This is a genomic window from Sinorhizobium fredii USDA 205, assembly GCF_001461695.1.
Taxonomy (GTDB): domain Bacteria; phylum Pseudomonadota; class Alphaproteobacteria; order Rhizobiales; family Rhizobiaceae; genus Sinorhizobium; species Sinorhizobium fredii.
In genome coordinates this window covers 69,244-96,145 of sequence record NZ_AUTC01000146.1, presented here as the reverse complement: position 1 = coordinate 96,145, position 26,902 = coordinate 69,244, and the positions used below count along the sequence as shown (strand labels likewise).

Here is a 26,902-nt window from a genome sequence, read left to right as displayed (position 1 = left end):
CACCGCGCAGGAGACAATCATGGCACCCAGGGCAAGTTGGAAGGGTTATCTGAGGCTTAGCCTCGTGAGCTGTCCCGTACGGCTCTATCCCGCCACGACGACGAGCGAACGCATTACCTTCAACCAGCTTCACAAGGACACCCATAACCGGATCAACATGAAGCCGGTTGACCCGGAACTCGGCCTGGTCGAGCGATCCGACCTGGTGAAGGGCTATGAATACGAGGACAAGAAATACATCGTTATCGACGAGGCCGACCTCGAAAGCGTCAAGATCGAATCCAACCACACGATGAACATCGAGGCCTTCGTCGACGAAGGCTCCGTCGACGTGATCTACCAGGACGCGCCCTATTATCTGGCGCCGGACGGGGCGATGGCCGAGGAGACCTTCATCGTCTTGCGCGAGGCCCTGCGGAGGAGCGGCAAGCTCGCCATCGCGCGCCTCGTGCTTTCGAGCCGCGAACGGGTGATCACCATCGGGCCGCGTGAGACCGGCATGTTTGTCTGCACGCTTCGCAACCCCAATGAAGTGCGCGGCACAGCCGAATATTTCGGCAACATCCCGGTCGGCAATGCCGAGCCGGAAATGCTGCAGCTCGCCGAAGCGCTCATTCAGCAAAAGACCACGACCTTCGATCCGAAAAACTATGAGGATCGCTACGAGATCGCGCTGATGCAGATGATCCGCGAGAAGTTGAAGGGCCACAAGCCGATCATCGCAGCCCCGCCTGACCGCGGCAACGTCATCAACCTGATGGACGCATTGAAGGCAAGCCTGTCGCAGGCGAAGCCGCCGGCCAAGAGCAAAAGCAAAGCGGAGCCGGCTGCAAAACCCGCAGCGAAGAGTGCTGCCGCCAAACCCGCCGCGGCAAAGAAGACGACCACGCAGAAGAAGGCCTGATGGCGGTCGCCGGCAAGACAATCGGCATCGTCGGGGCGCTTGCCACGTTTCCGCGACGGCTCATAGCACGCGAAGTCGAGCGCCAGAGCGGGCACCTGCGCCGCGGCGTGACGCGACAGACCGCCTATGTGGTCTTCGGCCGCGGGCTGCTCACCAAGGCGACCGATGCGGAAATCGAGGCTCGTTTCGAACGGGAGGCCGGCTGTGGCCGGCGATCGCTCAGCGAGAACGGCTTTCTGCGGCTGCTCGGGCTCGCGACCGCGCCCGAGACATCGGCGCTGCCGCGGCAATCGCTGATCGATCAGGCGAAGATCGCGCCGCGCCACTTCGATCTCCTGTCATTGTTCGACGCTTTCGAGCACGACACCGAACCCTATTCATTCCGCGACGTGATCCTCGCCCGCAAATATGCGGGTCTGATCGCCAGTGGCGCCGGCTGGGGAGCGATCGCTCGTTCCGTCCATCGCTCCAGCCACGTCGCCTCGCTGACGGCACTGTCCCTCCACCACGAAGGCTCGAAGTCGATCTATGCGCGGCGCGCCGAAGGCCTGAGCGAGCTCGACGGACAATTGCTGCTCGATCTCGGGGCGGTCGAGGAGGCGGAACTCGAAGAGCTTTTCGCACGAGCCGAAGAGGCCGAGGAGGAAGGCGACTACGACGAAGCCGCCGCAATATACCAGCGCTACCTCGCGATAGACCGCACCGACTCGGTCGCCGCGTTCAACCGCGCCAACTGCCTTCGAGCGGCCGGCCTCGATCTGGACGCCGCACATGATTACGCCCGGGCGCTCAAGCTCGATCCCTCCTTCGCCGAGGCCTGGTTCAACCTCGCCGGGCTGATGAGCGGACGCGGCCGCATCGACACGGCCCGCCGACACCTGCAGAAAGCGATCGACGTCGACATCGACTATGCCGATGCGGTCTTCAACCTGGCAAAGCTCGAATTCGATGCCGGGAATCTTGGCGAGGCGCGCCACTGGTGGAAGCGTTACCTCGAACTCGACAAGGAATCCGAATGGGCCCGGACGGCCGAGCGCGGCGTGCAGTTCGTGAACCTCCACCTTCTCCCGACCGCGCCGCGCGCCTGACCGGAGACGCAAATCGTCGTCGCAGCACTTTGATTTGCTGGATGATATAGCGATCGAGAGAATCACGCAGGACGGCTGAAAGATGGACGGAAAATTCCTTTTCGACGGACCGGAGGGCGCGCCGGTCACCCTTCTTCTCGCGCATGGCGCCGGTGCCCCGATGGATTCGGCTTCGATGTCGGCGACGGCCAAGGCGCTCGCTGCCGCCGGCTTCCGCGTCGCCCGGTTCGAATTCGGCTATATGGCAGCGCGGCGCAAAGGCGAGCGCAAGCCTCCTCCGCGTGCCGAAACGCTCAATCCGGAATACCGCGCGGCGGTCGCCGAGCTCGGCGCGACAGGGCCACTCATTATCGGCGGCAAGTCGATGGGCGGACGCGTCGCCAGCATGGTCGCCGACGAGCTTCACACCAGCGGAAAGATCGCCGGGCTCATCTGCCTCGGCTACCCGTTTCACCCGCCGGCCAAACCCGAACAGCTCCGTACCAAGCATCTTGCCGGTCTCAAGACACCAACGCTGATCTGCCAGGGAACCCGCGACGAGTTCGGCACGCGGGAAGAGGTCCGGGGCTACACCCTTTCCGACCAAATCGAAATCCTCTGGCTCGAGGACGGCGACCACGACCTCAAACCACGCAAGAGCATCTCCGGCTTTTCGGCCGCCGACCACCTTGAGACGGTGGCCGGAACCTTGAGGCGGTGGGTTAGTGACTTGGGCCGGTAAGCCGGAATGAAGATCGCCACCTTCAACATCAACGGCGTGAACAAGCGGCTCGAAAACCTCCTGGCCTGGCTCAACGCGGCCGAACCCGATGTCGTCTGCCTCCAGGAACTCAAGGCAACCGACGCGCAGTTCCCGAAATCGGCGATCGAAGCCGCCGGCTACGGGGCCGTCTGGCGCGGGCAGTCCGCCTGGAACGGCGTGGCAATCCTCGCCCGCGGCGGCGAGCCGGTCCTCACCCGGACGGAACTGCCGGGCGATCCCTCCGACACGCAAAGCCGCTACATCGAGGCGGCCGTGAACGGCATTCTGATCGCCGCGCTCTACGCCCCCAACGGCAATCCGCAGCCGGGCCCGAAATTCGACTACAAGCGCGCCTGGCACCGGCGCCTCGCCAGCCACGCCGCAGAGCTGCTCGAAACCGGCCTGCCGGTCGTGCTCGCCGGCGACTACAACGTCGTTCCGGAACCCCGCGACATTTATCCGACCCGCTCCTACGACGACAACGCGCTGGTGCAGCCGGAAAGTCGCGCCGCCTTCCGGCAATTGCTCGACCAGGGCTGGCTCGATGCGCTGCGCAAGGTCTACCCGGAAGAAGAACTCTTCACCTTCTGGGACTATCGCCGCAATCGCTGGCAGCGCAACGCCGGCCTGCGCCTCGACCATATTCTTCTCAGCCGCAAGCTCAGACGGCGGCTCGCCGGCGCCGGCATCGACAGGGATGTCCGCGGCCGCGACAATGCCAGCGATCACGCGCCGGCATGGATCATGTTGCGGGATTAGAGCCGTTCATGGTTGTCCGGCAACCCTACTCGCTGACTATGGACGCCGGCGGGCGGGCTGAGGTTATCGGATCGGCATGACGAAGGACGACCCTCCACGCGTCCTCTTCCCGCCGGAATATCGTGGTGACCCGAAGCGCAAACGGCACCAGCTTGTCGCCGCCGCCGACCCTGGATCGGAACTGCTCGACCTCGATGATGTATCCCAGGTCCGCCGTCGCATACTCGGAGATGCGCTCAAAGCCAGTGGCCTCACCGTCCCGGAAATTGGTGGCAGCCCGTTCCATGGTCGCGGCGGTCTCTTCCCATCCCTTCGCCGGCGGCCCGAACGGATTGGCGATAATGACATCTTCCCGTCGCGAATAGAGGTCTTTCAGAGGTTCAGGATCGCCCTTCACGAAGGCATCCAAAGCCAGATGATCCTGCTCGATGAATTTTTCCAGGTCAGAGCCCAACATCTCAGCGCCCTCAGATGCTCGAGAAGAAAACTTTAGCCGAAAAGTGGGCCCTCCGCTTGTGTTATCTCGCCATTGGCGCTTCTGCCAACCGCTGATGAGTTCACCGTCTCGCCCGGCTTCGCCGAACGCATTTTGGACCTGACGATGCCCCGATTCTCGTGCACGATAGCGGCAACCGCAGGGAGGTGAGCATGACGAAAGCGAATGTAGGTTTCATCGGGCTCGGGCTGATGGGCCAGGGCATGGCGGCGAACATTCTGAAGAAGGGTTGGCCGCTCTCGGTTATGGCGCACCGCAACCGGGCACCGGTAGAGGCCCTCGTGGCGGCAGGCGCGAAAGAGGCGAGGACGCCGCGCCAGATGGCGGAGCAATGCGACATTGTCGTGCTCTGCGTCACCGGCTCGCCGGAGGTGGTTTCGGTCGTCGAAGGCGCGGACGGCATCGCCACCGCCGGCAAGCCGATCACCATCGTCGACTGCTCGACCTCCGACCCCTCCGTCACGACGAAACTCGCCACCGACCTCGCCCGCAAGGGCATCACGCTCATCGACGCGCCCTTGAGCCGCACCCCGGCGGATGCTGCCGCCGGTACACTCGACGTCATGGTCGGCGGCGCCGAAGTCGACGTCCGTCGCGTCTGGCCGGTGCTCGAATGTTTCGCCGGCCGCATCGTCCATACCGGCCCGACCGGCACCGGCCACACGATGAAGTTGCTCAACAACTTCCTGTCGATGGGCTATGCCGCACTCTATTCCGAGGCGCTGATGCTCGGGCGCAAGGCCGGTCTCACACCGGAGATCTTCGACAGCGTCGTCCGCGGCGGCCGCATGGATTGCCCGTTCTACCAGACCTTCTTCCGCTGGGTGCTGGAGCGTGATCCGAATGCCCACAAGTTCGCCATCCGCAATGGCTTCAAGGACATGAGCTATCTCGCCGCCTTCGCCAATGCGAGCGGCGCAGCGAACCCGATCGGCGCGGCCGTCAGAAACTCCTTCGCCCAGGCCGTCGGGGCCGGGCGCGGCGAGGACTATGTGCCTATGCTCTCGGATTTCATTGCCGAGGCGAACGGGATGAAGTGATCAAACGGCGCAGGCTCTTCTGCTTGGCCTTGAACGGTCTATATTATGGTCAAGCAGGAGCTACGGCATGAAACCGTCCGAGCAGGTCAAACTCTATCTCAAGGCGAACGCGTCCGAGGTCATCCGGAAGCTCGGCGAGGACCGGCAGCCGGTCGTCATCACTTCGCATGGCGAAGCCAAGGCCGTTCTGCAGGATTTGACGCAATACGAGGAGACACAGGAGACGCTGGCGCTCCTGAAAATCTTGGCTCTAACCAATAAACAAGTGCAGGACGGCAAGGTCGATACTGCAGGGAACGCGTTCGAGCGCATACGGAACAGGCACGCGAAGAAGACCTGATGCGCTATCAGGTTTTCCTCGCTCACGACGCGGAACAGGACATCGACATGCAGAACTTCCTCGAGCGAAGGCTCATGCGCTGACGGCGCATCACTCGGCGCAAGGGTGCATCGGGTGGCACGCCCCATGACAGAATTCCATCAGCGTCGCCACGTATTCTTGCAGGAATGCGATACTCTTGCCCGTCTATGGCTTTGACGGAAACCGTCCAACTGGTGAATGTGGCTGTCGACCGGAAATGGAACAAACGTTCCGAACAACCGCGACAACCATTCCAAACATTCTCGGAGGACCCTTCAATGACCGCCCTTCCCTTCGCCCTCAACCATATGGCTGCACCGGGCCTGCCGCTCGATGCATTCTTTGCTCTGGCAAAATCGCTCGGAATCTCGGCGGTGGAGATTCGCAACGACCTGTCCGGCAATGCCATCCTGGACGGCACGAAGCCCGAGGAGGTGAAGGCGCTTGCGGAAAAGTACGGACTGACGATCATCTCGATCAACGCCCTGCAGCGCTTCAACGAATGGAACGAGGCGCGTGACGCGGAAGCGCGCGAGCTCATTTCCTATGCACGCGATTGCGGCGCCAGGGCGCTGGTACTGGTGCCTGTCAATGACGGCAGCGGCCAGAAGGACGGTGAACGCCAGGCGAACCTACGCGCGGCCCTGCAAGCGCTGAAGCCGATGCTCGACGCGGCCGGCATCATCGGCCTCGTGGAACCGCTCGGCTTCGAAATCTGCTCGCTGCGCTCCAAGACCGAAGCCGCCGAAGCGATCCGGGAAATCGGCGGAGAGACCTTCCGTCTCGTCCATGACACTTTCCACCATCATCTGGCCGGCGAAGACGCATGCTTCCCGACACTGACCGGCCTCGTCCACATTTCCGGCGTCAGCGACGAGGGTGTTGCGGTCTCCGAGATGCGGGATCCCCACAGAATCCTGGTCGATGCCGCAGACCGGCTGGACAATGCGGCGCAGATCCGCCGCCTGCGCGCGGAAGGCTATCAGGGACCCTTCTCGTTCGAGCCCTTCGCGCCTGCCGTCCATGCCCTCACCGATCCGGCCAAGGCCATTCGCGACAGCATGGATTACCTGCAGTCCCGCACCTGACCGCTCGCGCGAAAGCGCGGAAATCCGCCCGGGCGCCGCAAGTTGCACTTGACGGCGCCCGGATAAAATGGAATACATATTCCGTAATGACAAACGACTGGTTTGTTTGTTCCGTTTTAATCGGAAGCGCATCGGGAGTGCGCTGCCGACCAGAAATGAGCTCGATCAGAGAAAGTCGAGTTTCCGGCAAGAGAGGGTGTGGCCGGCACCAAAAGTGGAGGAGAAAGTAGACATGAAGAAATTCATTCTGGGCACTGCGATGGCTGTCATGATGTCGACGGCTGCGCATGCAGAGACGATCGGCGTCTCGATGGCGCTGTTCGACGACAACTTCCTGACGGTCCTGCGCAACGGCATGCAGGACTACGCCAAGACGCTGAACGGCGTCGAGCTGCAGATCGAAGACGCTCAGAACGACGTCGCCAAGCAGCAGAGCCAGATCCAGAACTTCATCGCTGCCGGTGTCGACGCCATTATCGTCAACCCGGTCGACACGGACGCAACTGCCGCCATGTCGAAGATCGCAGCCGATGCCGGCATACCGCTGGTCTACGTCAACCGCGAGCCCGTGAATATCGACTCGCTCCCCGAGAAGCAGGCCTTCGTCGCATCCAACGAAGTTGAATCCGGCACGCTGGAGACGCAGGAAGTCTGCAAGCTGCTCGGCGGAAAGGGCAAGGCCGTCGTGATGATGGGCGAGCTTTCCAACCAGGCCGCCCGCATGCGCACCAAGGACATCCACGACGTACTCGCCACCGACGCCTGCAAGGGCATCGAGATCGTCGAGGAGCAGACCGCCAACTGGTCGCGTACCCAGGGTGCCGACCTCGTCACCAACTGGCTTTCCGCCGGCCTCGAGTTCGATGCCGTGATTGCCAACAATGACGAAATGGCGATCGGCGCCATCCAGGCGCTGAAGGCGGCCGGCCGGTCGATGGACTCGGTCGTCATCGGCGGTGTCGACGCCACCCAGGACGCGCTCGCCGCCATGGCTGCCGGCGACCTCGACGTGACCGTGTTCCAGAACGCCGCCGGCCAGGGCCAGGGCTCGGTCGATACGGCGCTCAAGCTCGCCAAGGGCGAATCCGTCGAGAAGAAGGTCTACATCCCCTTCGAACTCGTCACGAAGGATAACCTGGACAAATACCAGGCCAAGAACTGATCGTTCCTCTTGGGAGCGCGGCCGCCGCCGCGCTCCCATTCGAAGCAAGTCCCGCCTGAAGCTCCAATCGGGGCTGTAGAAGGGCTGTTCCGCCCGGCGCGTGGACGTTCCGGCCGACGCCGGAAAATGGGGAGGCAATGACAATGACGCTCAGTCCCACAACGATGGCAGCCGTGCGCGCCAGCGGTGCCGTACCCAATGCCGAATACCTTCTGACCGCCGAAGGCGTGCGCAAGGAATTTCCGGGCGTCGTCGCGCTCGACGACGTCGAATTCAAGCTGAAGCGCGGCACCGTGCATGCGCTGATGGGCGAAAACGGCGCCGGCAAATCGACGCTGATGAAGATCCTCGCCGGCATCTACCACCCGGACCAGGGCGAGGTGAAGCTCCGCGGCGTCGACATCCAGCTGAAGTCGCCGCTCGACGCGCTCGAAAACGGCATTGCGATGATCCATCAGGAACTGAACCTGATGCCGTTCATGACGGTTGCCGAAAACATCTGGATCCGCCGCGAGCCGAAGAACCGCTTCGGCTTCGTCGATCACGGCGAAATGCACCGCATGACCGCCAAGCTGTTCGAGCGGCTGAAGATCAACATCGACCCGGAGATCGAGGTCCGGCACCTCTCGGTCGCCAGCCGGCAGATGGTCGAGATCGCCAAGGCAGTCTCCTACGAATCCGACGTCCTCATCATGGACGAGCCGACCTCGGCGCTGACCGAACGCGAGGTAGCGCATCTCTTCGAGATCATCCGCGACCTGCGCTCCCAGGGCATCGGCATCGTCTACATCACCCACAAGATGAACGAGCTGTTCGAGATCGCCGACGAATTCTCGGTGTTCCGCGACGGCAAATATATCGGCACGCACGCTTCCAGCCAGGTCACCCGCGACGACATCATCCGCATGATGGTCGGCCGCGAGATCACCCAGATGTTCCCGAAGGAGGAAGTGCCGATCGGCGATGTCGTGCTGTCGGTGAAGAACCTGACGCTCAACGGCGTCTTCCAGGACGTTTCCTTCGACGTGCGCGCCGGCGAGATCCTCGGCGTTGCCGGCCTCGTCGGTTCCGGCCGCTCGAACGTCGCCGAGACGCTGTTCGGCGTGACGCCGGCAAGTTCGGGCACAATCGCGATCGACGGCAAGGAACTGGTCATCGACAACCCCAACACGGCGATCCGCAACCGCATGGCCTTCCTGACGGAGGATCGCAAGGACACCGGCTGCCTGCTCATCCTCGACATTCTGGAGAACATGCAGGTCGCCGTGCTGCAGGATAGGTTCGTCAAGCGCGGCTTCGTCTCCGAGAAGGAGATCACCGCAGCCTGCGAGGAGATGAGCCGCAAGCTGCGCGTCAAGACGCCGAACCTGCAGGAGCGCATCGAGAACCTCTCGGGCGGCAACCAGCAAAAGGTGCTGATCGGCCGCTGGCTGCTCACCAATCCGCATATTCTCATCCTCGACGAACCGACACGCGGCATCGACGTCGGCGCCAAGGCCGAGATTCACCGTCTGGTAACGGAACTGGCCCGCAACGGCGTCGCCGTCATCATGATCTCGTCGGAAATGCCCGAGGTGCTCGGCATGAGCGACCGGATCATGGTCATGCACGAAGGCCGCGTCACCGGCTTCCTCGACAGGGCAGAAGCCACCCAAATCAAGGTCATGGAACTTGCCGCGCGCTAGAGGCGCGCGAACGCCGACCGCAGGGAGGAAAGACAATGGAAACCAATATCGCTGCACAGGGCACGAGTTCGGCCCTCGCTGGGTCGAGGCGGCGCTTGCCGCCCGAGCTCAACATCTTCCTGGTGTTGATCGGCATCGCGCTTGTCTATGAAGTCCTCGGCTGGCTCTTCGTCGGCCAGAGCTTCCTGATGAATTCCCAGCGCCTGACGATCATGATTCTGCAGGTGTCGGTGATCGGCATCATCGCCGTCGGCGTGACGCAGGTGATCATCACCGGCGGCATCGATCTCTCGTCCGGTTCCGTGGTCGGCATGACGGCGATGATCTCGGCGAGCGTCGCGCAAGCCTCCACTTGGCCGCGGGCGCTCTATCCTTCGCTGACCGACCTGCCGGCCATCGTGCCGATCGGGCTTGGCGTCGGCATCGGCCTTATCGCCGGCTACATCAACGGGCAACTGATCGCGCGAACCAAGATCCCCCCCTTCATTGCCACCCTCGGCATGATGGTGTCGGCGCGCGGCCTCTCCAAGTGGTACACCAAGGGCCAGCCGGTCTCGGGCCTCACCGACCAGTTCAACTTCATCGGCACGGGCATCTGGCCGGTCATCGTCTTCCTGGTCGTCGCGCTGATCTTCCACATCGCGCTGCGCTACACCCGCTACGGCAAGTTCACTTATGCGATCGGCGCCAACGTCCAGGCGGCCCGCGTCTCGGGCATCAATGTCGAAGCACATCTGATCAAGGTCTATGCGATCGCCGGCATGCTGGCTGGCCTCGCCGGCGTCGTCACCGCGGCCCGCGCCCAGACCGCCCAGGCCGGCATGGGTGTCATGTACGAACTCGATGCCATCGCCGCGACCGTCATCGGCGGCACGTCGCTCACCGGCGGCGTCGGCCGTATCACCGGCACCGTCATCGGTACGATCATCCTCGGCGTGATGACCTCCGGCTTTACCTTCCTGCGGGTCGACGCCTACTACCAGGAGATCGTCAAGGGCGTGATCATCGTTGCCGCCGTGGTCGTCGACGTCTATCGCCAGAAGGGCCGCAAGAAGGCGTAAATAACACTGCTCTCCCAGGGAAGTACCTCGCCGGGATGAAGAAATTCATCCCGGCATTTTTGTTGTTTTTCTACTGTTACCGGACGGTATTCTTGCCGCTCGACATATGCTTGTCCTGCAAGGCAGCCCGGTAGACTCCGCCGTGGCAATCGCGGTGCCGATAGACTATATCAGGGGCATCCAAACCTACCGGAGATTAATCATGTCATCGCAGCGCAAGCCTGCGAACCAGGTTCAATCGCGTTTCGCCCGTCAGCTCTGGAACGAACTGCTTCGGGTCCAGACCCGCGACGCCGCATCTCTTCTCGAAGTCCGCGACCGCGACGACGATCAGGATCGTGCCAACGCATAGCGGCCGCCCGTCAGTCGGGCGGGGCCGACTAGCAAAGGGCCATTTCGCTTCCCTTCATCCCGCCGGGAAAGTCACGGCCACCTTCAGCCCTCGGCCCCCCTCGCCGTCCTCGAGGCGCATCGTGCCGCCGTAGAGCGCGGCGATTTCCTCGACGATCGGCAGGCCAAGCCCGGTGCCGGGCGCCTCGTTGCCGCCGCGCCGGAAGCGCTTCAGCACAGCCTCGCGCAGCTCCGGCCTGATGCCCGGTCCGTTGTCCTCGACTTCGAGCGCCACCCCCTCGTTCAACGCTGAGACGCGCACCGTCACCTCCGCCCCACGCCCCGCATAGAGCAGCGCATTGCCGACGAGGTTCTTCAGGAGCTCTCCGATGAGTAGCGGCTCAGCGCGGATCCAATGCTCTTCCTCGCCAGCAAAACCGAGATCGATCCCGACCTCGCCGGCCGCGGGCACATGCTCGGCCGTGACGCTGCGCGCCAGCCGGGCGAGTTCGATGCGCTCCGATCCGCGCGCCTCTTCCTTCGCCGCCGCGTCGATCTTCGCCATCAGCAGCAATTGCGCGAGGATTCGCTCGGCATTGGCGACCGCCTCATCCGCCTTCGAGGCGGCGGCCCGCGCCTCTTCGACCGTCGCCGACCGGTGGGCGAGCGCCAGCTGCGTCCGGATGATGGCGAGCGGCGTGCGCAACTGATGGCTGGCATTGCCGGTGAAATGGCGAAGCGCATCCAGCGCCGACTGCAGGCGCACCATGAAGGAATTGACCGTGTCGACGAGCCCCTGAACCTCGCTCGGCACGCGCTCGCCGATCGGGTGGAGATCATCTGGACTGCGCTCGGCGATCGCGTCGCCAAGCCGATAGAGCGGCCTTAAGGAGAAGGTCACCGCCACCCAGACGATCAGGGCGGCACCGGCGATCATCAATCCGAGGCGCAGCGCCGAGTGCAGCAGGATCGTCTGCGTCAGCTGGCGCCTGGCGATCGTCGTCTCGGCAACGGTGACGACGAAGGGAACGGAATTGACACCGGTAGAGGCGGAGCGGCGAAGCACTGCGAGGCGGATCGGCTCGCCGCGGAAGACCGCATCGGCGAAGCTCGTCGACTGGCCGGCCACCTCGGGAAGCGACGGCAGCGTCTGGTAGCCGGTGATGAACGCACCCGGCGGCCCGTCCACCCGGTAGAAGACGCGATCCTGCGCAGCCGAGGTCAGCATTTCGAGCGCCACATAGGGAATGTCGACCTGTAACGTGCCGTCCTCGGCGACGACCACGCGCTCGGCGATCGCCAGCGCCGAGCCCGCGAGGACCCGGTCCGAGACGACGTTCGCCGTTTTGACGGCTTCCCGATAGGTATCCATCAGCGCGACCACGCCGATCACCGCCGTTGAGATCAGCAGCCAGCCGAGCAGCCTGCGTCTGAGCGAATAGACGACGGTCCTCATTCGGGGTTGGCCGCTTTGTCGAGGTAGTAGCCGATGCCGCGGGCGGTGCGCACCGTCAGGCCGTAGGGCGCCAGGCGCTTGCGCAGCCGGCTCACATATTGCTCGATCGCATTCGGGCTGAGGTCGTCATCGAGGCCGGTCAGCGATTGAACGATCGCGTCCTTGGCGACCACCTTGCCGGCGCGCATAAAGAGAAGCTCGAGAAGCCCCAGTTCGCGCGCCGGAATTTCGATCGGTACGCCGCCGGCGGAAAAGCTGCGCGCATTGAGATCCAGCGAGACGTTGCCATAGCTGACGATCGAACTGCGCAACCCCGCCTGGCGCCGGAGCAGGACCCGGACGCGCGCCTCGAACTCGCCGATGTCGAAAGGCTTGATCAGGTAATCGTCGGCACCGAGGTCGAGGCCCTTCACCCTTTCTTCGGGCGAGCCGCGCGCCGTCAGGATCAGGACGGCCGCCCGGTTCTGCCGGGCCCGCATGGCGCGCAGCACATCGAGCCCGTCCATCTCCGGCAGGTTCAGGTCCAGGATCACCAGATCGAAGCTCTCGGCCGCGGCGACGGCATGCGCGGACGCGCCATCGTTCACCACGTCGACGGCGTAGCCACTGTCACGCAAGAGGGTCGAGAGGCCCTCTGCCAGGGCCTGATTGTCTTCAACGAGCAAGATTCGCAATTGTCACGTCTCCCCGCCCCACCTTATCGGTCGCGACCTTGCTTGTGAACGGCGTGCGGGTGAGGCATTGTGAATTATGCGCTTATTGATTTTCTTCGCTTTTTGGTTGTTTTTCGCCCGGTTCGCGTGTGCCGCGCCGGTGCTTTTCCCTGCCGTTTCCGGCGATACGGACGCCCCGGTTCTGGTCGTCTATTCCTCGCTCGATGAGCCCTTGGCGCGGCCGATGATCGTCGGTTTCCAGAAGGCCAATCCGAATGTCGCGGTCCGCTACGAGGATATGCTCACCGGCGAGATCTACGACCGGATCGTCAAGGAAACCGATGCCGGTCAGAGGACGGCCGACTTCGCCTTCTCTTCCGCCATGGACCTGCAGGTCAAGCTCAGCAACGACGGCTACGCGCAACGCAGCGACCTGCCGATGAGCAGCCGCTGGCCGGCCTGGGCCAACTGGCGCAACACGGCTTACGCGCTGACCTTCGAGCCGGCCGTGTTTGTCTATCACAAGCCGAGCTTCGCGACGGAGCGCCCGCCGGCGACGCGCGCCGAATTCGTCGAATACCTGAAGCGGCAAGGCAGCGCTGTCTTCGGCCGCATTGGCACCTACGACATCGAGCGGTCGGGCGTCGGCTTCCTCTTCATGGCCCGCGACCAGGAACAATTCGGCGAAATCTGGAGCGTCATCCAGGCGATGGGCGCTGCCGGCGTCAAACTCTATTCGACGAGCCAGGCGATCCTCGAGCGGGTCGCCGACGGACGCTTCGTGCTCGGCTACAACATCCTCGGCTCCTATGCCGCCGACTGGGCCTCGCGGCATCCGGATGTCGGCATCGTGCTGCCGAAGGACTATACTGTGGTGATGTCGCGAATCGGTCTCGTGCCGCAGGCGGCCGCCTCTCCCGATCTTGGCCGCCGCTATCTCGAATTCTTCATGTCGAAGGAAGGCCAGACGATCATGGCGCGCGAGTTGCAGATCCCGGCCGTCAGCCCGGAGGTCGCCGGCGAGAACACCGCCAATACGATGCAGGAAATGCTGGGCGGGCAGTTGAAGCCGGTCCCGGTCAGCCCCGGACTGATGGTCTATCTCGATCAGGTGAAGCGTGCCCGGCTGATCGCCCGATGGAACGAGGTGCTCAGACTGCAGTGAATATCCCTGGTAGCCGAAACAAACCGTTTACGCGCTACCGGGTTGATGTCAGGTTAATGTCAGCTTTCTATGTTGCTTTAGGGCCGCTGGCGACCCGTGGAGGCGGAATGCCAGCAGCGCATCGGGAGGAAATCACCAATCCGGTCGGAGGTTGCCGCTTCGCGGTCAGCCGCCCGTTTCTCCCGTTCGCGACAACAATCACCGCGCGGACGAACCGCGCCTACGGAGGACCGACCTTGAAACATTTCTTCCTCGCATCCATTCTCGCCGGCGCGCTGGCGCTTCCGGCCTATGCCGCCGACTACACGATCATCGCGCCGGCAAATCCCGGCGGCGGCTGGGACCAGACTGCCCGTTCGCTGCAGACCGTCATGCAGCAGGAAGGCATTTCCGGCAACGTGCAGGTGCAGAACGTTCCCGGCGCCGGCGGCACGATCGGGCTCGCCCAGTTCGCCAGCCAGCAGAAGGGCAACCCGAACGCGCTGCTCGTCGGCGGCTATGTCATGGTTGGCGCCATCCTGACCAACAACTCGCCGGTTACCCTCAAGGACGTCACGCCGATCGCGCGCCTGACGGGCGAATACGAGGCAATCGTCGTTCCGGCCGCTTCCGAGATCAAGACGATGGCTGATCTCGTCGAGGCCCTGAAAAAAGATCCGGGCGCCGTTTCCTGGGGCGGCGGATCGGCCGGCGGTACCGACCACATCGCCGTCGGCCTCATCGCCAAGGCTGCCGGCGTCGACCCGACCAAGATCAACTACATCGCCTATTCCGGCGGTGGCGAGGCCCTGGCCGCCATTCTCGGCAGCCAGGTGACCGCCGGTATTTCCGGCTACGGCGAATTCGAGTCGCAGGTCAAGGCCGGCACGCTCCGCCTGATCGCCGTATCGAGTGCCGAACGTCTTCCGGATATCGATGCCCCGACGCTGAAGGAATCGGGCCTTGACGTCGTCGTCGAGAACTGGCGCATGGTCGCCGCCGCTCCGGGCCTCACCGACGAGCAGAAGGCTGCCGTCTCCGCCGACATCGAGAAGCTCGCCAAGTCCGCCGGCTGGCAGGAAGTGCTGAAGACCAAGGGCTGGCAGGACACCTACCTCGCCGGCGCCGCCTTCGATGAGCAGCTCGCCAAGGACGTTTCGGCAACCGAAGCCGTCCTCAAGGACATCGGACTGGTCAAATGAGCAAGGGAGATAGCCCTTCCGTCGAAACGCGCCGCCCTGACAGGGCGGCGCTGATCATCGCCGTCGTGCTCGCTGCGATTGCCGGCCTGATCTTCTGGGACGTTTCCCGTCTCACCGGGCTCGCCGGCTACTCGCAGGTCGGCCCGACCACCGTGCCTTACGCGATCGCCTGCTGTCTTATCGTGCTTGCCATCTGGACAGCCATCGAGGGCTTCAGGGGCGATTTCGCCGAGCGCGAACCGCAGCAGCTCGGACCGGTCGCCTGGATCGTCGGCGGTCTTGCGGCGCAGATGCTGCTTTTGAATGCGGTCGGTTTTTCGATCGCCACCGGCATCCTCTTCGCCATGACGGCGCGCGGCTTTGGGAAGCGGCAGCTTTGGCTGACAATCCCCTTAGGCATCGTCGCCAGCTTCCTGGTCTGGACGATCTTCGCCAAAGTCCTGCAATTGTCGCTGCCGGCAGGACCGCTTGAACGTCTGCTCTTCTAGAAAGGCCGGCACCTATGGGTACTCTCGACTTCCTTCTGCAGGGGCTGCTGGTTGCTGCGCAACCGATGAATCTGCTCTACGCGTTGATCGGCGTGACACTCGGCACGGCTGTCGGCGTCCTGCCGGGCATCGGTCCCGCTTTGACTGTGGCGCTTTTGCTGCCTGTCACCTACCAGCTTGATCCCGGCGGCTCGCTGATCATGTTCGCCGGTATTTATTACGGCGGCATGTATGGCGGTTCGACGACATCGATCCTGCTCAACACGCCCGGCGAGAGCTCGTCGATCGTCACGGCGCTCGAAGGCAACAAGATGGCGCGCGCCGGACGTGGCGGACCCGCCCTGGCAACAGCGGCAATCGGCTCCTTCGTCGCCGGCCTCATTGCAACGCTCGGCCTTGCCTTCGTCGCCCCCTATATCGTCAAGCTGGCCCTCGTCTTCGGCCCGCGCGAATATTTCGCGCTGATGGTGCTCGCCTTCGTCACCGTTTCTTCCGCCTTCGGCGACTCGACGCTCAGGGGCCTCACCTCGCTCTTCGTCGGCCTGACGCTCGCCTGCATCGGCATCGACCAGTTGACCGGCCAGGCGCGACTCTCCTTCGGGGTTCCGGATCTGCTCGACGGCATCGAGGTGACAACGCTCGCCGTTGCCATGTTCGCGATCGGCGAAACGCTCTACATCGCCGCGCAGGGCGACAAGGGACCCGACAAGGTCGAGGCCGTACGCGGCTCGGTCTGGATGAGCGCCACGGATTGGGCGCGCTCCTGGAAGGCTTGGCTGCGCGGCACGTTCATCGGCTTCCCGATCGGTGCGATGCCGGCCGGTGGCGCCGAGATCGGCACCTTCCTCTCCTATGCCACCGAGAAACGCCTGAGCAAGCATCCGGAAGAATTCGGCAATGGCGCGATCGAAGGCGTCGCCGGCCCGGAAGCAGCCAACAACGCCTCTGCGGCAGGCACGCTCGTGCCGCTCCTGACCCTCGGCCTGCCGACCTCGGCGACTGCGGCCATCATGCTGGCCGGCTTCCAGCAATATGGCCTGCAGCCAGGCCCGTTGCTCTTCGCGACCAATCCGCAGCTCGTCTGGGGCCTGATCGCAAGCCTGCTGATCGCCAACTTCATGCTGCTCGTCCTGAACCTGCCGCTGGTCGGCCTCTGGGTGAAGCTGCTGACGATCCCGAAGCCCTGGCTCTATGCCGGCATCCTCCTGTTCGCGACGCTCGGCACCATCGGAGCCAATCCCTCGGTGTTCGAGCTCGGCATGCTGCTCGCCTTCGGCTTGCTCGGCTACATCATGCGGGTCTTCGGCTACCCGATCGCGCCGGTCGTCGTCGGCCTGATCCTCGGCCCGCTCGCCGAACAGCAATTGCGCCGGGCCCTTTCGATCAGCCAGGGCGACGTCACCGTGCTGTTCACCTCGCCGATCGCCGCGGTGCTGCTGGGAATCGCGGCCCTGGCATTCATCGTGCCGCTGATCCTGAGGGCCCGCGGCCGCGGCGAAGTTCTCGCCCAGCTTGCCGCCAGCGAAGACTGATCCCTTCCGCCTCCCAAGGCGCTTCGTGGAGCGGGACGCGGAGGGGCAGCCACGCCCCGCTCACCTCCAGGCCCGATTGGCTGACCGCCAATCGGGCCTGCTTTCGTTGCATGGCTGGAGTGAGGTTTTGTGCATTGCAAAATAACCCCGCCGGGCCCATCTTTTGCTCATCGAATTGAAACGGAAAGTGAGCAAAGACAATGACTAGCAAGAACCGCATGGGCTTCATCGGCCGCGCCTTCGCCGTCCTGGGCGCAGCGAGCGCCGCAGCCGCGGCAGTCGAAGGTCACCGCCGCCCGAACGCCCGCGACCTCCACACCCTGGGCATCAACCCGGCCAACTTCCCGGACACCCGCCGCGGCTGATGACGCGGAAAGGTGCTCGGTCCCACACGGCACGGAATGTGACTTCGGCCGCTTGATTGAGACCGCTAGAACTTTGCCCTGATGGTGCCCAGGACAGTCCGGCCTGGGCCGGGGATACCAAGGGCCAGTTCGAAATCGTTGTCGAACGCGTTCAGCAATTGCATACCGAGCTCCAGATGTCCGCTCGAAGACTCCCACGAAATCGCGGCATCAGTGGTCGTGTACGACGACAGATCGATACCAAACGGCGCACCGACTCGTTCTCCGACGAGTGTCTGGGCTAAGCTAGCCTTTACGCGCGAGGGGTGAACGACCGTCAGTCCGACCTGTGCACGATAATCGGGCACAAGCGGCACGCGAAACTCTCCGGACCCTCCGGGTGTCAGGTCGACGCTGCGGTTCCAGGTGAACGAGCCGAAGGTACCGAGACCTTCACCGATCCAATAGTTCGCACTGATATTGACGCGGTCGATCTCTCCCGTCGTCGTATCGAAGCTGCCGAGCAGATCAGGGACATCCAGTGAAAGCCCTTCGAAGCGCTGGTGCTGGTACTCGATCGAAGTGAAGAAGCGCTCCGACCATTCCGCCTCCCAACGCAGCGCTGCCGTTTCTGTGCTGCCCCCGATGAACAACGGCAACTCAAGCGGCGCCAATCCAACTGTCGAGACGGGAGCGAGCGTGTAGTTCGACGAAAATTGCGTGTCTTCTCGATAGAAGGCGCGCAACCAGTGATTTTCCACCGGTGACCAGGCGACCCCGATGCGAGGATCAAGGCAGGGACAATCGTCGGAACCGTCGTCCAACCAATTTGCGTAGGCACCCCCCTGGAGCTGGAGATCGTCCGACGCGTCCCATGTGACGTCGGTGTAGGCGCGCGTTGCCTTGCCTTTGTCGGAAAATCGATCGACGAAGAACACGCCTCCCGTGGGCAGATCCGTATAGATTGCAGAGTCGCGCACATGGAACCGGCCGGTCTCGGCACCGTAGCGAAGCGTAAAGGGTCCGATCCCGTATAGATGGCTGACGCCGATCGTTGCGGTTTCCTCTTCCGTTTCTTGCTCGACGCGGTACGAGCCGATCCTGTTGACCAATTCGATACTCTGGTCAGTGTCGCCGACGACGGCGAACGCCTGCAGAAGATTGCGTTCACCAAAGGTATGGCTCCAACCGATCCCAAGGTCGGAGAATCGAGTTTCTCTCTTGTCGAACGGGGTCGGTAACCACGTCTGCCCCGGATAACCGGCGTCGAGATCGACGATATCGCCGAACAGGTAGACATTGTCCTCCAGGGTCGGACGTATGCCGACAGCGAAATTCGCGCCGGTGATGTCATCACGATCATTCGCGCGCGGACTATCGGGCTGCAGTGCTTCCGCCTGCAGGTAGTAGCTGATGGGCAGCAACGCATAGCTCGTACCCTGGACGAGAATATCGCTCTTCCAGCCGAGCTCGCCATCCTGCGAGATCAGGCCGCCGCCAACGGCCGCTTCGAAAAAGCTGGTTCGTTCGAGTGAATCGCGAATGGCGGAGGACGCGACCGCGAGCGGATCGAGCAGGAGGGCCTGCAAGTTGGAAGACACGGTCGAACTGCCAGCCTGCGTGCGCTCGCTCGGGGGAAGCAAGGGCGAAAATCCCTCGAAAGGACTGGTCCGGCCGCCGGCGGCCTCGTCGAAGTAAGTGGTCGATCTGAAAGGATCATAGGAGCGGTCGGAGTAATATTGGCTCCATTCGTTCATACCGACATTGTCGAGCGCGACGCCAAGGAAGGAGGAGACCTGTCGATTGGCATCGTAGCCGCTGTAATAACCGCCGCGCGCCTGGCGGCGGCGAAGCGCCTCACGTGCCTCAACGATCGCGTCGTCGGCTCTATATTCGTCGAGAGCGACGGCTGAGCGGATCAACGAAATCGACGGATTGTCCGGATCAAACCTGTCGGCATTGTCGAGCGCCTGGGCCGCCTCCTCCTCCGCCCCGAGTTGATAGCTGCCGATCGCAAGACCGATGAGGCTGTCCCCGTAGGTCGGGTTGACAGCGGAGGCCTCGAGCAGCGTCTTCTCGCCTTCCTCAGTCTTACCGATCCGCAAGAGATAACGGCCCTTGGCCGCCAGAACCGCGTAGGAATGAGGATCCAACCCTTCCGCCTTGTCGATCTCGGCCTTTGCCGCCGCCAACTGGTCATTGTCCATCAGAAAGCGCGCATAGTTTGCGTAGAGGACGGCATTTTCCGGGTTCAGTTCGATCGCACGCCGATGCGCGGCATCCGCCTCGACGATCGCGTTGCGGTCACTCTGTGTGATTCCCAGTTCATTCCAGACGGCATCATTTCCCGGTGCCATTTCCGCGGCGCGTTTCAGGTCGACGAGCGCGCCATCAAGGTCGCTCGACACCGACGCTCGGAAGCGTGCATTGGCCAAAAGATAGGCGGGCTCATCAGGATCGAGCGCTTTGGCGCGGGCAAGCGCCTCCCTCACTTCGTCGCGGCGGTCGAGCTCAAAAGCGAGGTCGGCGCGCATCGCCGGCAAACGTGCATCATCAGGAAAACGGCGCTCGGCCGCTCTCAAGATCTCGATCGCTCCGGTCGGGCCGAGTGTATGGGACGCCGCTGCGGCCCGCATCAATGCCGCGGTGACATCGTCGCCATCGGCGCCCTCCCCCGGCGGCGGGACCTGGCGATCGGGACTAGCCAAGGCGTCGGCGAACCAGCGACCGTAGATTGCCGATGCCTTGCGATTTCGAGGCAGTGCGGGCAAGGCCGCGGCGAATAACCGGCTTGCATCGCCATAGCGCTGCTCCAGCCCGGCGATCATCGCTTCGACGAGCTTGGCCCGCGCTTCGAGGTGTGTCGGCAAAGGCCGCCGCAGTTTGCTCAGCGCCTCCTGGGCCGCTTCCCTGCCGTCATGCGTCAGCGAGGCTTCCGCGAGCGCAAGCCAGTCCTCATCGCTGCGTTGGATCGGCGGCATAGCAAGGATGCGCTTGCGTTCGACACGCGTCTCGCGGCTGCTCAACCCGCTTGCCGGCATACCTGCGAAAACACCACGCAGTTCCGAATAAAGCAGGATCTGTTCGCGTTCCTTGAGATTCACAAGGATATATTTGCGCGGCGCCTGGCCAATGGATGCAACCGCGCCCTCCCCCTGATTGACGGTCACGGAACCCTGGGCGTTCTTGAGTTCCACGCTGCCCTCCAGCACCGAGAGCGTCGTTTCTCCATTGCCGCTCACGCTGAGCGTCCAGTCGGTCCCGCGGATCGCTGCAGCAGCTGAGGGCGTATCGACGGTAAGGCCGCTGCCGCCGCGCTTGGCCCGGGCCCATATGGCACCGGACTTGAGTTCAAGCTCGCTGTCGGAGCCCTGACCAATTTCCTTGACGAGAAGGGTCGTATTGCGTCCCATGCGCATTTGCGTGTCGTCGGAAAACAGGAGAGCTAGGCTGCCGGAAGCATTGGTCCGCAACGTATCGCCGGCGATCAGATCCTGGCTGACCTCGACGTTGCGCCAGCCCTCTACTTCGATGAAACGAATTTCCTCACCGGACTTCCGCGAAATAACCGAGCCCTCGGCAGACATTGCGCGCGGGAGAACCTCGGCCGCAGAGGGCAGCCCGCTTGCCAGCACCGCCAGTGCTGCAACCCCTTGTCTCAGCTTGCGCATATGTGAACTGTCTGATGAAGCCCCGAATCCGGCCTTAAAATGCTGGGGCAATGCGATCTATGTCAACGTTTTGATGAGTTGCAGATTGGCATGGCGCAACCAATTTCGGGCGCAAGTGGTCATCCAGCAACGTGGTAACCGCCGACGCCCGAGCATGCCAGAGCTTGACCCGCCCCACCTGCATGTCATCTTCGTCTGATGATCAACGCTGTGCTCTTGGATCTTGCCGGCGTCATCTATGATGGCGAGGAAGTCGTGCCGGGCGCGGCAGAGGCGGTCGCCCGCCTGCGCGCCGCCGGCCTTCCCATCCGCTTTGTCAGCAACACGACCCGCTCCAGCAAGCCGACGATCCTTGCCAGGCTCGCGAGACTGGGGCTGTCCGTGGCGAGCGACGAGCTCTTCACGCCGGCCGAGGCCGCCTGCTTCTGGCTTCGCGAGCGCGGCCGAGCGGCGCATCTACTCGTCCATCCCGATCTTGTTTCGGAGTTCCAGGATCTGCCTGCGGACGGTGGCATGGCGGTCGTCATTGGCGACGCCGGCGATGCCTTTGACTATCAGGCGCTGAACGCAGCCTTCCGAAAATTGGTCGATGGCGCCGAGCTGCTGGCGCTTGCGCCGAACCGCAGCTTCAAGGACGCCGACGGCAAGTTGAGCCTCGATGCCGGCGCCTTCGTCGCCGCGCTGGAATTTGCCGGCCAGCGACAGGCAATCGTCCTCGGCAAGCCAGCGCCCGGCTTTTTCCACTCTGCCCTTGCCACAATACCCTGCGCGGCAGCAGAAGCCGCGATGGTCGGGGACGATGCGGAAACGGACGTTGCCGGCGCGCTCAACGCCGGTCTTGGCCAGGCGCTGCTGGTGCGTACGGGAAAGTATCGCGAGGGCGACGAGGCGCGTTTCGCGCCGGTGCCGACTGCAACGGTGCAGGACATTTCGGCCGCCGTCGACTGGATCCTCGCAAGGCGCCACGGGACCGAATGATCCGCAGATAGCCGAACAAAAAAAGGCGCCGACCGAGGTCGACGCCCTGAAGAGGCTTGGGAGTAATTAGGCGACCTTCGAAACCGCGGTCGGAACGGAAGCAATCGTCTTCAGCACGCGCGAAGCGATCTGGTAGGGGTCGCCCTGGGAGTTCGGGCGGCGGTCTTCCAGATAGCCCTTGTAGCCGTTGTTGACGAAGCTGTGCGGCACGCGGATCGACGCGCCGCGGTCGGCAACGCCGTAGCTGAACTTGTTCCACGGGGCCGTCTCATGCTTGCCGGTCAGGCGCAGGTGGTTGTCCGGGCCGTAGACGTCGATGTGCTCCTGCAGGTTCTTGTCGAAGGCCGCCATCAGCGCTTCGAAATAGTCCTTGCCGCCGACTTCGCGCATGTAGGCGGTCGAGAAGTTGCAGTGCATGCCGGAGCCGTTCCAGTCGGTGTCGCCGAGCGGCTTGCAGTGGTACTCGACGTCGATGCCGTATTTTTCGGTCAGGCGCTGCAGCAGGTAGCGCGCCATCCAGACTTCGTCGGCTGCCTTCTTGGAGCCCTTGCCGAAGACCTGGAATTCCCACTGGCCCTTGGCGACTTCGGCATTGATGCCTTCATGGTTGATGCCGGCAGCCAGGCAGATGTCGAGATGCTCTTCGACAATCTTGCGGGCGACATCACCGACATTCGAATAGCCAACACCGGTGTAGTACGGGCCCTGCGGCGCCGGATAGCCCTGCTCCGGGAAGCCGAGCGGGCGGCCGTTCTTGTAGAAGAAGTATTCCTGCTCGAAGCCAAACCAGGCGCCTTCGTCGTCGAGGATCGTTGCGCGGCTGTTCGACGGATGCGGCGTCTTGCCGTCCGGCATCATGACTTCGCACATGACCAGCACGCCGTTGGTGCGGACCGGATCCGGATAGACGGCAACCGGCTTCAGCACGCAATCGGAGCTGCGGCCTTCGGCCTGGTTCGTCGAGCTGCCGTCGAAACCCCAGAGCGGAAGCTGCTCGAGCGCCGGGAACGCGTCGAATTCCTTGATCTGCGTCTTGCCGCGGAGATTTGGTACGGGCGTGTAGCCATCGAGCCAGATGTACTCGAGCTTATACTTGGTCATTAGCGAATCTCTCTAACGTGGTGCTGCGAGGTTTGAGAATTCCTGGCGCGGCCTTGCACGGAAAACGTGCTCGACCACCAGGGATCGACTCCCTTCAAGCATCAAGCGTGCCAACTCGGCGGCCGGCTCGACTCTTTTTTCGGTCGGCAGCGGATCGAGACGAGATTCCGAGCGATCGACCGAACGGCGCGCGGCGACCGGCCCCTCACCGCCTCAGGCACCAGCTACTCGCCACCCCGTTGATTTTGCTGGATATCCTGCATCTCCTTGCCGCTCGGCCCTCCGACATCCGCGTCGGACGGCGGTGGAGCGAACGCCGCAAAATGCGTCAGTTGCGCGCAGCTGCCTAAAAAATCGCACCGAATGCCCTCGCTCGCGCCCAGGCGCGGAAGCATGCTCGTGATTCCGGCACGCAATTGAACGTTTTTTCGGCAATTCGCGCAAATGATGTGCAATTTCTGCCGCGGCGTACTATCTTTCTCGACAGGACTCACCGGAGACCAGAACATGGCCACGAGTTTTCACGGGAAGACCGCGACGATCTATCAGTTCCCGACACGCATTTCCCGGAAGGCCGAGGAGCCTCGTTCCGAGGCACAGCGCAAAGCGGATCTCATTTCGTCGGACGTCTGCGCGGCTGCCATCGACGGCTGCTGGTATCACGAGGAAGCGGTTCGCGAGGAAACTAGCACCAAGCACTGAGCGTAATCCCCGTGCCTCGGCGATAGGCGGTCCTTCGGAGACGAGCTAATCCCGTCGCAGGAAGTGCAGGTTGCCGGCGAGGTCGGAGACGACGAGTTGCCGCTCGTCCCAGACGAGCACCGAGACCGGGCGTGTCAGGCCACTGACGATGGTGGTTCTGCTTTTTGCCGCGGCTTCGATCCTCAGCAGTCGGCCACTGCCTTTTGCAAAACCTTGCTTTTGATCATAGGTGCCGTGTTCGAGCACAAGCATTGCTCCGTCGTCGGTAAAGACGATCGCCACCGGCGCATTGAGGCGGTCGGCCTCGAGCCGCGGTTCGGACACGGCGGCCGCGGGAATCGATATGATCTTCCCCGCCCCGGCAAGAAAGGGAAAGCCGCCGAAGAGCGCGACATAGAGGCGCCCCTTGTGAAGCGCGATGCCGGTCGGCACCGCATCGACCTCGTAGCCGCTGCCCGCCTCGAATTCCGTCGGCGAAAGGCTCTGTAACGCCCCCTCCGCCTGGGGCAATCGTCGGAAACTGATGAGCGTCTTCTTTCGTCCATCCGGCGCAACAAGCTCGACGCTGTTGCGCGCCGCGTCGACGACATAGAAGCCCTGGTCGGCGGCGACGAAATCGAAGGGGTTCCAGAAGTCATTGCTGATGACCCGCGTCTTTCCCGCATCGTCGATCGCAACCAGGCTGTGATCAAGTGGCGTTTCCTTGGCATCGATCGGTGTCCATCCTTGCGCGACGACAAATTCACCACCGACACGCGCGACGCGATACGGCCCCGTCGGGTCGCCGATCACGTCGGGCCCGTGCGGAAAGACGGGACCGAAGGCGGCCAGACGCCCGTCCTCATCCCGTCGGTACAGGCGCCCGCCCGCGAGGTCGGTCACGAGCAGGCTCCCGCCGTCGCGGGCGAGGCCGGCAAAGGCGGCGCCGGGAACATGGACCGTTTCGAGCCGGTAGTCCGCTGCAGCCAGCGGTTCCGCACCAGCGCTGCGCGCCAGCAGAACGATACAGGCGATCAGGGCGAAGAGCGGACGCATCGGAAGCCACCATTCGCTGCAAAACGGAAATCGGGATCGTAGGCGAGCCGGTAGGTGGTCGTCAGGTGGCCCGCGTCGCTGTTCCAGGACCCGCCGCGCAGTACGCGATGGCGGTTCTCGGCGGCGGATGCTCCCATGTAAGGCGCGTAGATGTCCCTCGTCCATTCCCAGACATTGCCGACCAGGTTGAGCACGCCTTCAGGGCTGGCACCGGCGGCGAAGGAATCGGCCGGTGCGGTCATCGGGTAACCGTCGCGGTCGTCGCCGGAACAGCAGGCATCGGCACCGACATTGGCCCGCGCGTCGTCGCTGGAGCTGTGGCCCCAGGGAAAGGCGTTGCCCTCAACGCCCCGCGCCGCCCGCTCGTACTGCTGCTCCGACGGCAGATCAAGGCCGTAGTGGCGGCAGAAGGCATCCGCATCGCCCCAACTCACACCGACGACCGGGCGGTCGGCGAGCCCGAGGAAGGGATGATCGACATAAAAGGCGCGCCGGTGGCAGCTCGCCGCCACGAAGGCTTCATATTGCCGGTTGGTGATCTCGGTCCGGTTGATCGCGAATGGCTGCCCCTGCACCACGCGCCGCGGGCGTTCGTTTTCGAGGCCGTCGTCGCGGCCGAAGACGAAGGAACCAGCCGGAATGGCGATGAGCGGATTGTCGGTGATAGGTCCGGCATCGGCGGCGAGCGCTGCGGACGCCATGACGAGAGCGATTGCCGCTGGCATTGTATGAAAGCGCACTTTGAGTATCCGGCCGCACCCACCTCTGCCCTGCCGATCCTCATCCAGCATCTCAACGATTAGTCTGGAAATCGACACGTCGCTCCGTCTCCGCATCGAACAGGAACATCCGGTCTGTCTCGACCTTGACGCCGACGCGCTGATCGATCTGGCCGGCGAAATTCTTGTCGGCGCGCAGGGTCATCAGCCGGCCGCCGAGTTGCAGGCTGACAAGCGTGTTCTCACCGGTAAGCTCCACCGAATAGATCGGCGCGACAAGATTGACGTCGGGGTCTTCGGCGCTCGCCGCGTGGACGTCCTCCGGACGGACGCCAAGCACGGCCCGTGGGATGCTGACGTGACCGGCGCCCCCTACCCGCAGGCCGGCGCTCACAAACACGCCGTCCTTCACTTCGCCCGGGATAAGGTTCATCGCCGGCGAGCCGATGAAACCCGCGACGAAAAGGGTGCGCGGATCGTTGTAGATTTCCCGCGGCGTTCCAAGCTGCTCGATCACCCCTTTGTTCATCACGGCGACGCGATGGGCGAGCGTCATCGCCTCGATCTGGTCATGGGTCACGTAGATCGTCGTCACCTGCAACTCGTGCTGCAGGTGCTTCAACTCGGCGCGCATCTGGGTTCTGAGCTTGGCATCGAGGTTGGAGAGCGGCTCGTCCATGAGGAAGACGCGCGGCGTGCGGACGATGGCGCGGGCGAGCGCGACGCGCTGGCGCTGGCCGCCCGACAGCTCTTTGGGCAGGCGCTTGAGCATCGTGTCGAGCTCGACCCGCCGTGCCACTTCGGTGATGCGGCGCTTGTATTCCTCCGGCGGCACTTTGCGGATCTTCAGCGGATAGCCGATATTGTCCTCGACCGAGAGATGCGGATAGAGAGCATAGGACTGGAAGACCATCGCCACATCGCGATACTTCGGCAGCACGTCGTTGATGCGATCGGCGTCGATGTAGATGTCGCCGGACGTCGCTTCTTCCAGCCCCGCGACCATCCGCATCGTCGTCGTCTTGCCGCAGCCCGAGGGGCCGAGCAGCACGAGGAATTCCTTGTCGCGAATCTCGAGATTGAAATCGTGGACCGCGACGAACTCGCCGAATTTCTTTGTCACATTGTCGAACCGGACGGACGCCATAGGCCTCAACCCCT

26 protein-coding genes are annotated in these 26,902 nt (G+C 63.4%); 18 read left to right on the top strand and 8 right to left on the bottom strand.

Features of this window, described 5'->3' with window-relative positions; all coding sequences use genetic code 11:
* The first annotated feature begins 19 nt into the window (after nt 1-19).
* The 4 genes from ku (at nt 20) to xth (ending at nt 3,493) form a co-directional block, all read left to right on the top strand.
* Entirely contained in the window at nt 20-904 is an 885-nt protein-coding gene (gene ku / locus N181_RS18780) for a non-homologous end joining protein Ku (RefSeq protein WP_037428516.1), read from the top strand.
* The gene (locus N181_RS18775) at nt 904-1,992 is read left to right on the top strand and encodes a tetratricopeptide repeat protein (RefSeq protein ID WP_037428514.1); all 1,089 of its coding nucleotides are present in this window, start codon (nt 904-906) and stop codon (nt 1,990-1,992) included. The genes ku and N181_RS18775 overlap by 1 nt, the downstream gene beginning before the upstream one ends.
* 82 nt (nt 1,993-2,074) lie before the next feature.
* A complete protein-coding gene (locus N181_RS18770; RefSeq protein ID WP_037428511.1) occupies nt 2,075-2,713 on the top strand; it encodes an alpha/beta hydrolase family protein in 639 nt (212 codons plus the stop codon).
* 6 nt (nt 2,714-2,719) lie between these two features.
* On the top strand, nt 2,720-3,493 hold the full coding sequence (gene xth, locus N181_RS18765) for an exodeoxyribonuclease III (protein ID WP_037428508.1): 774 nt from the start codon (nt 2,720-2,722) through the stop codon (nt 3,491-3,493).
* A 25-nt stretch (nt 3,494-3,518) separates the two neighbouring features.
* Here the strand turns inward: xth and N181_RS18760 are convergent, their stop codons facing one another.
* A complete protein-coding gene (locus N181_RS18760; RefSeq protein WP_037428505.1) occupies nt 3,519-3,950 on the bottom strand; it encodes a YybH family protein in 432 nt (143 codons plus the stop codon).
* Nucleotides 3,951-4,141: 191 nt separating this feature from the next.
* On the opposite strand from N181_RS18760, the gene N181_RS18755 reads away from it, so the two are divergent.
* The 7 genes from N181_RS18755 (at nt 4,142) to N181_RS34075 (ending at nt 10,738) form a co-directional block, all read left to right on the top strand.
* Entirely contained in the window at nt 4,142-5,029 is an 888-nt protein-coding gene (locus N181_RS18755; protein WP_037428503.1) for an NAD(P)-dependent oxidoreductase, read from the top strand.
* A gap of 67 nt (nt 5,030-5,096) precedes the next feature.
* Nucleotides 5,097-5,369: a type II toxin-antitoxin system Phd/YefM family antitoxin gene (locus N181_RS18750; protein ID WP_037428500.1), complete on the top strand. Its 273-nt coding sequence runs from the start codon at nt 5,097-5,099 to the stop codon at nt 5,367-5,369.
* Between the two features lie 299 nt (nt 5,370-5,668).
* Nucleotides 5,669-6,478 (top strand): TIM barrel protein, encoded by an 810-nt coding sequence (locus N181_RS18745; RefSeq protein ID WP_037428497.1) that lies wholly within the window; start codon nt 5,669-5,671, stop codon nt 6,476-6,478.
* 232 nt (nt 6,479-6,710) lie between these two features.
* Entirely contained in the window at nt 6,711-7,640 is a 930-nt protein-coding gene (locus N181_RS18740; protein WP_037392191.1) for a sugar ABC transporter substrate-binding protein, read from the top strand.
* A 143-nt stretch (nt 7,641-7,783) separates the two neighbouring features.
* Entirely contained in the window at nt 7,784-9,325 is a 1,542-nt protein-coding gene (locus N181_RS18735; RefSeq protein ID WP_037428529.1) for a sugar ABC transporter ATP-binding protein, read from the top strand.
* 35 nt (nt 9,326-9,360) lie between these two features.
* The gene (locus N181_RS18730; RefSeq protein ID WP_037392189.1) at nt 9,361-10,386 is read left to right on the top strand and encodes an ABC transporter permease; all 1,026 of its coding nucleotides are present in this window, start codon (nt 9,361-9,363) and stop codon (nt 10,384-10,386) included.
* Nucleotides 10,387-10,588: 202 nt separating this feature from the next.
* The gene (locus N181_RS34075) at nt 10,589-10,738 is read left to right on the top strand and encodes a hypothetical protein (RefSeq protein WP_162832821.1); all 150 of its coding nucleotides are present in this window, start codon (nt 10,589-10,591) and stop codon (nt 10,736-10,738) included.
* A gap of 54 nt (nt 10,739-10,792) precedes the next feature.
* Here N181_RS34075 and N181_RS18725 read toward each other — a convergent pair whose 3' ends face one another.
* Together N181_RS18725 and N181_RS18720 are read right to left on the bottom strand one after the other, a co-directional pair.
* Nucleotides 10,793-12,172, bottom strand: a complete 1,380-nt coding sequence (locus N181_RS18725; protein WP_037428494.1) for a sensor histidine kinase — start codon at nt 12,170-12,172, stop codon at nt 10,793-10,795.
* Nucleotides 12,169-12,846, bottom strand: coding sequence for a response regulator transcription factor (locus tag N181_RS18720; protein ID WP_037428491.1), 678 nt, complete (start codon nt 12,844-12,846; stop codon nt 12,169-12,171). Before N181_RS18720 ends, N181_RS18725 begins: the two co-directional genes overlap by 4 nt.
* A 76-nt stretch (nt 12,847-12,922) precedes the next feature.
* On the opposite strand from N181_RS18720, the gene N181_RS18715 reads away from it, so the two are divergent.
* The 5 genes from N181_RS18715 to N181_RS34070 all read left to right on the top strand — a co-directional run bounded on the left by N181_RS18715 (nt 12,923) and on the right by N181_RS34070 (nt 17,556).
* Nucleotides 12,923-13,990, top strand: a complete 1,068-nt coding sequence (locus N181_RS18715; protein ID WP_037428489.1) for an ABC transporter substrate-binding protein — start codon at nt 12,923-12,925, stop codon at nt 13,988-13,990.
* 236 nt (nt 13,991-14,226) lie between these two features.
* Entirely contained in the window at nt 14,227-15,171 is a 945-nt protein-coding gene (locus N181_RS18710) for a Bug family tripartite tricarboxylate transporter substrate binding protein (RefSeq protein WP_060563757.1), read from the top strand.
* Nucleotides 15,168-15,659, top strand: coding sequence for a tripartite tricarboxylate transporter TctB family protein (locus N181_RS18705; RefSeq protein ID WP_037428487.1), 492 nt, complete (start codon nt 15,168-15,170; stop codon nt 15,657-15,659). The genes N181_RS18710 and N181_RS18705 overlap by 4 nt, the downstream gene beginning before the upstream one ends.
* A 14-nt stretch (nt 15,660-15,673) precedes the next feature.
* Nucleotides 15,674-17,191 (top strand): tripartite tricarboxylate transporter permease, encoded by a 1,518-nt coding sequence (locus N181_RS18700; protein ID WP_037428485.1) that lies wholly within the window; start codon nt 15,674-15,676, stop codon nt 17,189-17,191.
* A gap of 200 nt (nt 17,192-17,391) precedes the next feature.
* Nucleotides 17,392-17,556: a hypothetical protein gene (locus N181_RS34070; protein WP_014762305.1), complete on the top strand. Its 165-nt coding sequence runs from the start codon at nt 17,392-17,394 to the stop codon at nt 17,554-17,556.
* A 65-nt stretch (nt 17,557-17,621) separates the two neighbouring features.
* Here N181_RS34070 and N181_RS18695 read toward each other — a convergent pair whose 3' ends face one another.
* Nucleotides 17,622-21,206 (bottom strand): FecR domain-containing protein, encoded by a 3,585-nt coding sequence (locus tag N181_RS18695; protein ID WP_060563655.1) that lies wholly within the window; start codon nt 21,204-21,206, stop codon nt 17,622-17,624.
* Between the two features lie 198 nt (nt 21,207-21,404).
* Here N181_RS18695 and N181_RS18690 point away from each other — a divergent pair, with 198 nt between their 5' ends.
* Complete coding sequence (locus N181_RS18690; RefSeq protein ID WP_037428483.1) at nt 21,405-22,184, top strand: TIGR01458 family HAD-type hydrolase; 780 nt, start codon at nt 21,405-21,407, stop codon at nt 22,182-22,184.
* Between the two features lie 66 nt (nt 22,185-22,250).
* On the opposite strand, the gene N181_RS18685 is transcribed toward N181_RS18690, so the two are convergent.
* Entirely contained in the window at nt 22,251-23,285 is a 1,035-nt protein-coding gene (locus N181_RS18685; RefSeq protein WP_037428481.1) for a glutamine synthetase beta-grasp domain-containing protein, read from the bottom strand.
* A 507-nt stretch (nt 23,286-23,792) separates the two neighbouring features.
* Between N181_RS18685 and N181_RS18675 the strand changes: the two genes are divergently transcribed.
* Nucleotides 23,793-23,987 (top strand): DUF2735 domain-containing protein, encoded by a 195-nt coding sequence (locus N181_RS18675; protein ID WP_037428476.1) that lies wholly within the window; start codon nt 23,793-23,795, stop codon nt 23,985-23,987.
* Nucleotides 23,988-24,032: 45 nt separating this feature from the next.
* On the opposite strand, the gene N181_RS18670 is transcribed toward N181_RS18675, so the two are convergent.
* The 3 genes from N181_RS18670 to N181_RS18660 all read right to left on the bottom strand — a co-directional run bounded on the left by N181_RS18670 (nt 24,033) and on the right by N181_RS18660 (nt 26,888).
* Nucleotides 24,033-25,022, bottom strand: coding sequence for a ScyD/ScyE family protein (locus N181_RS18670; protein WP_037428473.1), 990 nt, complete (start codon nt 25,020-25,022; stop codon nt 24,033-24,035).
* Entirely contained in the window at nt 25,001-25,747 is a 747-nt protein-coding gene (locus N181_RS18665) for a formylglycine-generating enzyme family protein (RefSeq protein WP_060563654.1), read from the bottom strand. The genes N181_RS18670 and N181_RS18665 overlap by 22 nt, the downstream gene beginning before the upstream one ends.
* Before the next feature lie 67 nt (nt 25,748-25,814).
* On the bottom strand, nt 25,815-26,888 hold the full coding sequence (locus N181_RS18660) for an ABC transporter ATP-binding protein (RefSeq protein WP_037428467.1): 1,074 nt from the start codon (nt 26,886-26,888) through the stop codon (nt 25,815-25,817).
* Nucleotides 26,889-26,902: the final 14 nt, after the last annotated feature.

Bases quoted from the DNA above. Each gene is read 5' to 3' on its own strand.
- ku (WP_037428516.1), top strand. From the start codon at position 20: ATGGCACCCAGGGCAAGTTGGAAGGGTTATCTGAGGCTTAGCCTCGTG.
- N181_RS18775 (WP_037428514.1), top strand. From the start codon at position 904: ATGGCGGTCGCCGGCAAGACAATCGGCATCGTCGGGGCGCTTGCCACG.
- N181_RS18770 (WP_037428511.1), top strand. From the start codon at position 2,075: ATGGACGGAAAATTCCTTTTCGACGGACCGGAGGGCGCGCCGGTCACC.
- xth (WP_037428508.1), top strand. From the start codon at position 2,720: ATGAAGATCGCCACCTTCAACATCAACGGCGTGAACAAGCGGCTCGAA.
- N181_RS18760 (WP_037428505.1), bottom strand. From the start codon at position 3,950: ATGTTGGGCTCTGACCTGGAAAAATTCATCGAGCAGGATCATCTGGCT.
- N181_RS18755 (WP_037428503.1), top strand. From the start codon at position 4,142: ATGACGAAAGCGAATGTAGGTTTCATCGGGCTCGGGCTGATGGGCCAG.
- N181_RS18750 (WP_037428500.1), top strand. From the start codon at position 5,097: ATGAAACCGTCCGAGCAGGTCAAACTCTATCTCAAGGCGAACGCGTCC.
- N181_RS18745 (WP_037428497.1), top strand. From the start codon at position 5,669: ATGACCGCCCTTCCCTTCGCCCTCAACCATATGGCTGCACCGGGCCTG.
- N181_RS18740 (WP_037392191.1), top strand. From the start codon at position 6,711: ATGAAGAAATTCATTCTGGGCACTGCGATGGCTGTCATGATGTCGACG.
- N181_RS18735 (WP_037428529.1), top strand. From the start codon at position 7,784: ATGACGCTCAGTCCCACAACGATGGCAGCCGTGCGCGCCAGCGGTGCC.
- N181_RS18730 (WP_037392189.1), top strand. From the start codon at position 9,361: ATGGAAACCAATATCGCTGCACAGGGCACGAGTTCGGCCCTCGCTGGG.
- N181_RS34075 (WP_162832821.1), top strand. From the start codon at position 10,589: ATGTCATCGCAGCGCAAGCCTGCGAACCAGGTTCAATCGCGTTTCGCC.
- N181_RS18725 (WP_037428494.1), bottom strand. From the start codon at position 12,172: ATGAGGACCGTCGTCTATTCGCTCAGACGCAGGCTGCTCGGCTGGCTG.
- N181_RS18715 (WP_037428489.1), top strand. From the start codon at position 12,923: ATGCGCTTATTGATTTTCTTCGCTTTTTGGTTGTTTTTCGCCCGGTTC.
- N181_RS18705 (WP_037428487.1), top strand. From the start codon at position 15,168: ATGAGCAAGGGAGATAGCCCTTCCGTCGAAACGCGCCGCCCTGACAGG.
- N181_RS18700 (WP_037428485.1), top strand. From the start codon at position 15,674: ATGGGTACTCTCGACTTCCTTCTGCAGGGGCTGCTGGTTGCTGCGCAA.
- N181_RS34070 (WP_014762305.1), top strand. From the start codon at position 17,392: ATGACTAGCAAGAACCGCATGGGCTTCATCGGCCGCGCCTTCGCCGTC.
- N181_RS18695 (WP_060563655.1), bottom strand. From the start codon at position 21,206: ATGCGCAAGCTGAGACAAGGGGTTGCAGCACTGGCGGTGCTGGCAAGC.
- N181_RS18690 (WP_037428483.1), top strand. From the start codon at position 21,405: ATGATCAACGCTGTGCTCTTGGATCTTGCCGGCGTCATCTATGATGGC.
- N181_RS18685 (WP_037428481.1), bottom strand. From the start codon at position 23,285: ATGACCAAGTATAAGCTCGAGTACATCTGGCTCGATGGCTACACGCCC.
- N181_RS18675 (WP_037428476.1), top strand. From the start codon at position 23,793: ATGGCCACGAGTTTTCACGGGAAGACCGCGACGATCTATCAGTTCCCG.
- N181_RS18670 (WP_037428473.1), bottom strand. From the start codon at position 25,022: ATGCGTCCGCTCTTCGCCCTGATCGCCTGTATCGTTCTGCTGGCGCGC.
- N181_RS18665 (WP_060563654.1), bottom strand. From the start codon at position 25,747: ATGCCAGCGGCAATCGCTCTCGTCATGGCGTCCGCAGCGCTCGCCGCC.
- N181_RS18660 (WP_037428467.1), bottom strand. From the start codon at position 26,888: ATGGCGTCCGTCCGGTTCGACAATGTGACAAAGAAATTCGGCGAGTTC.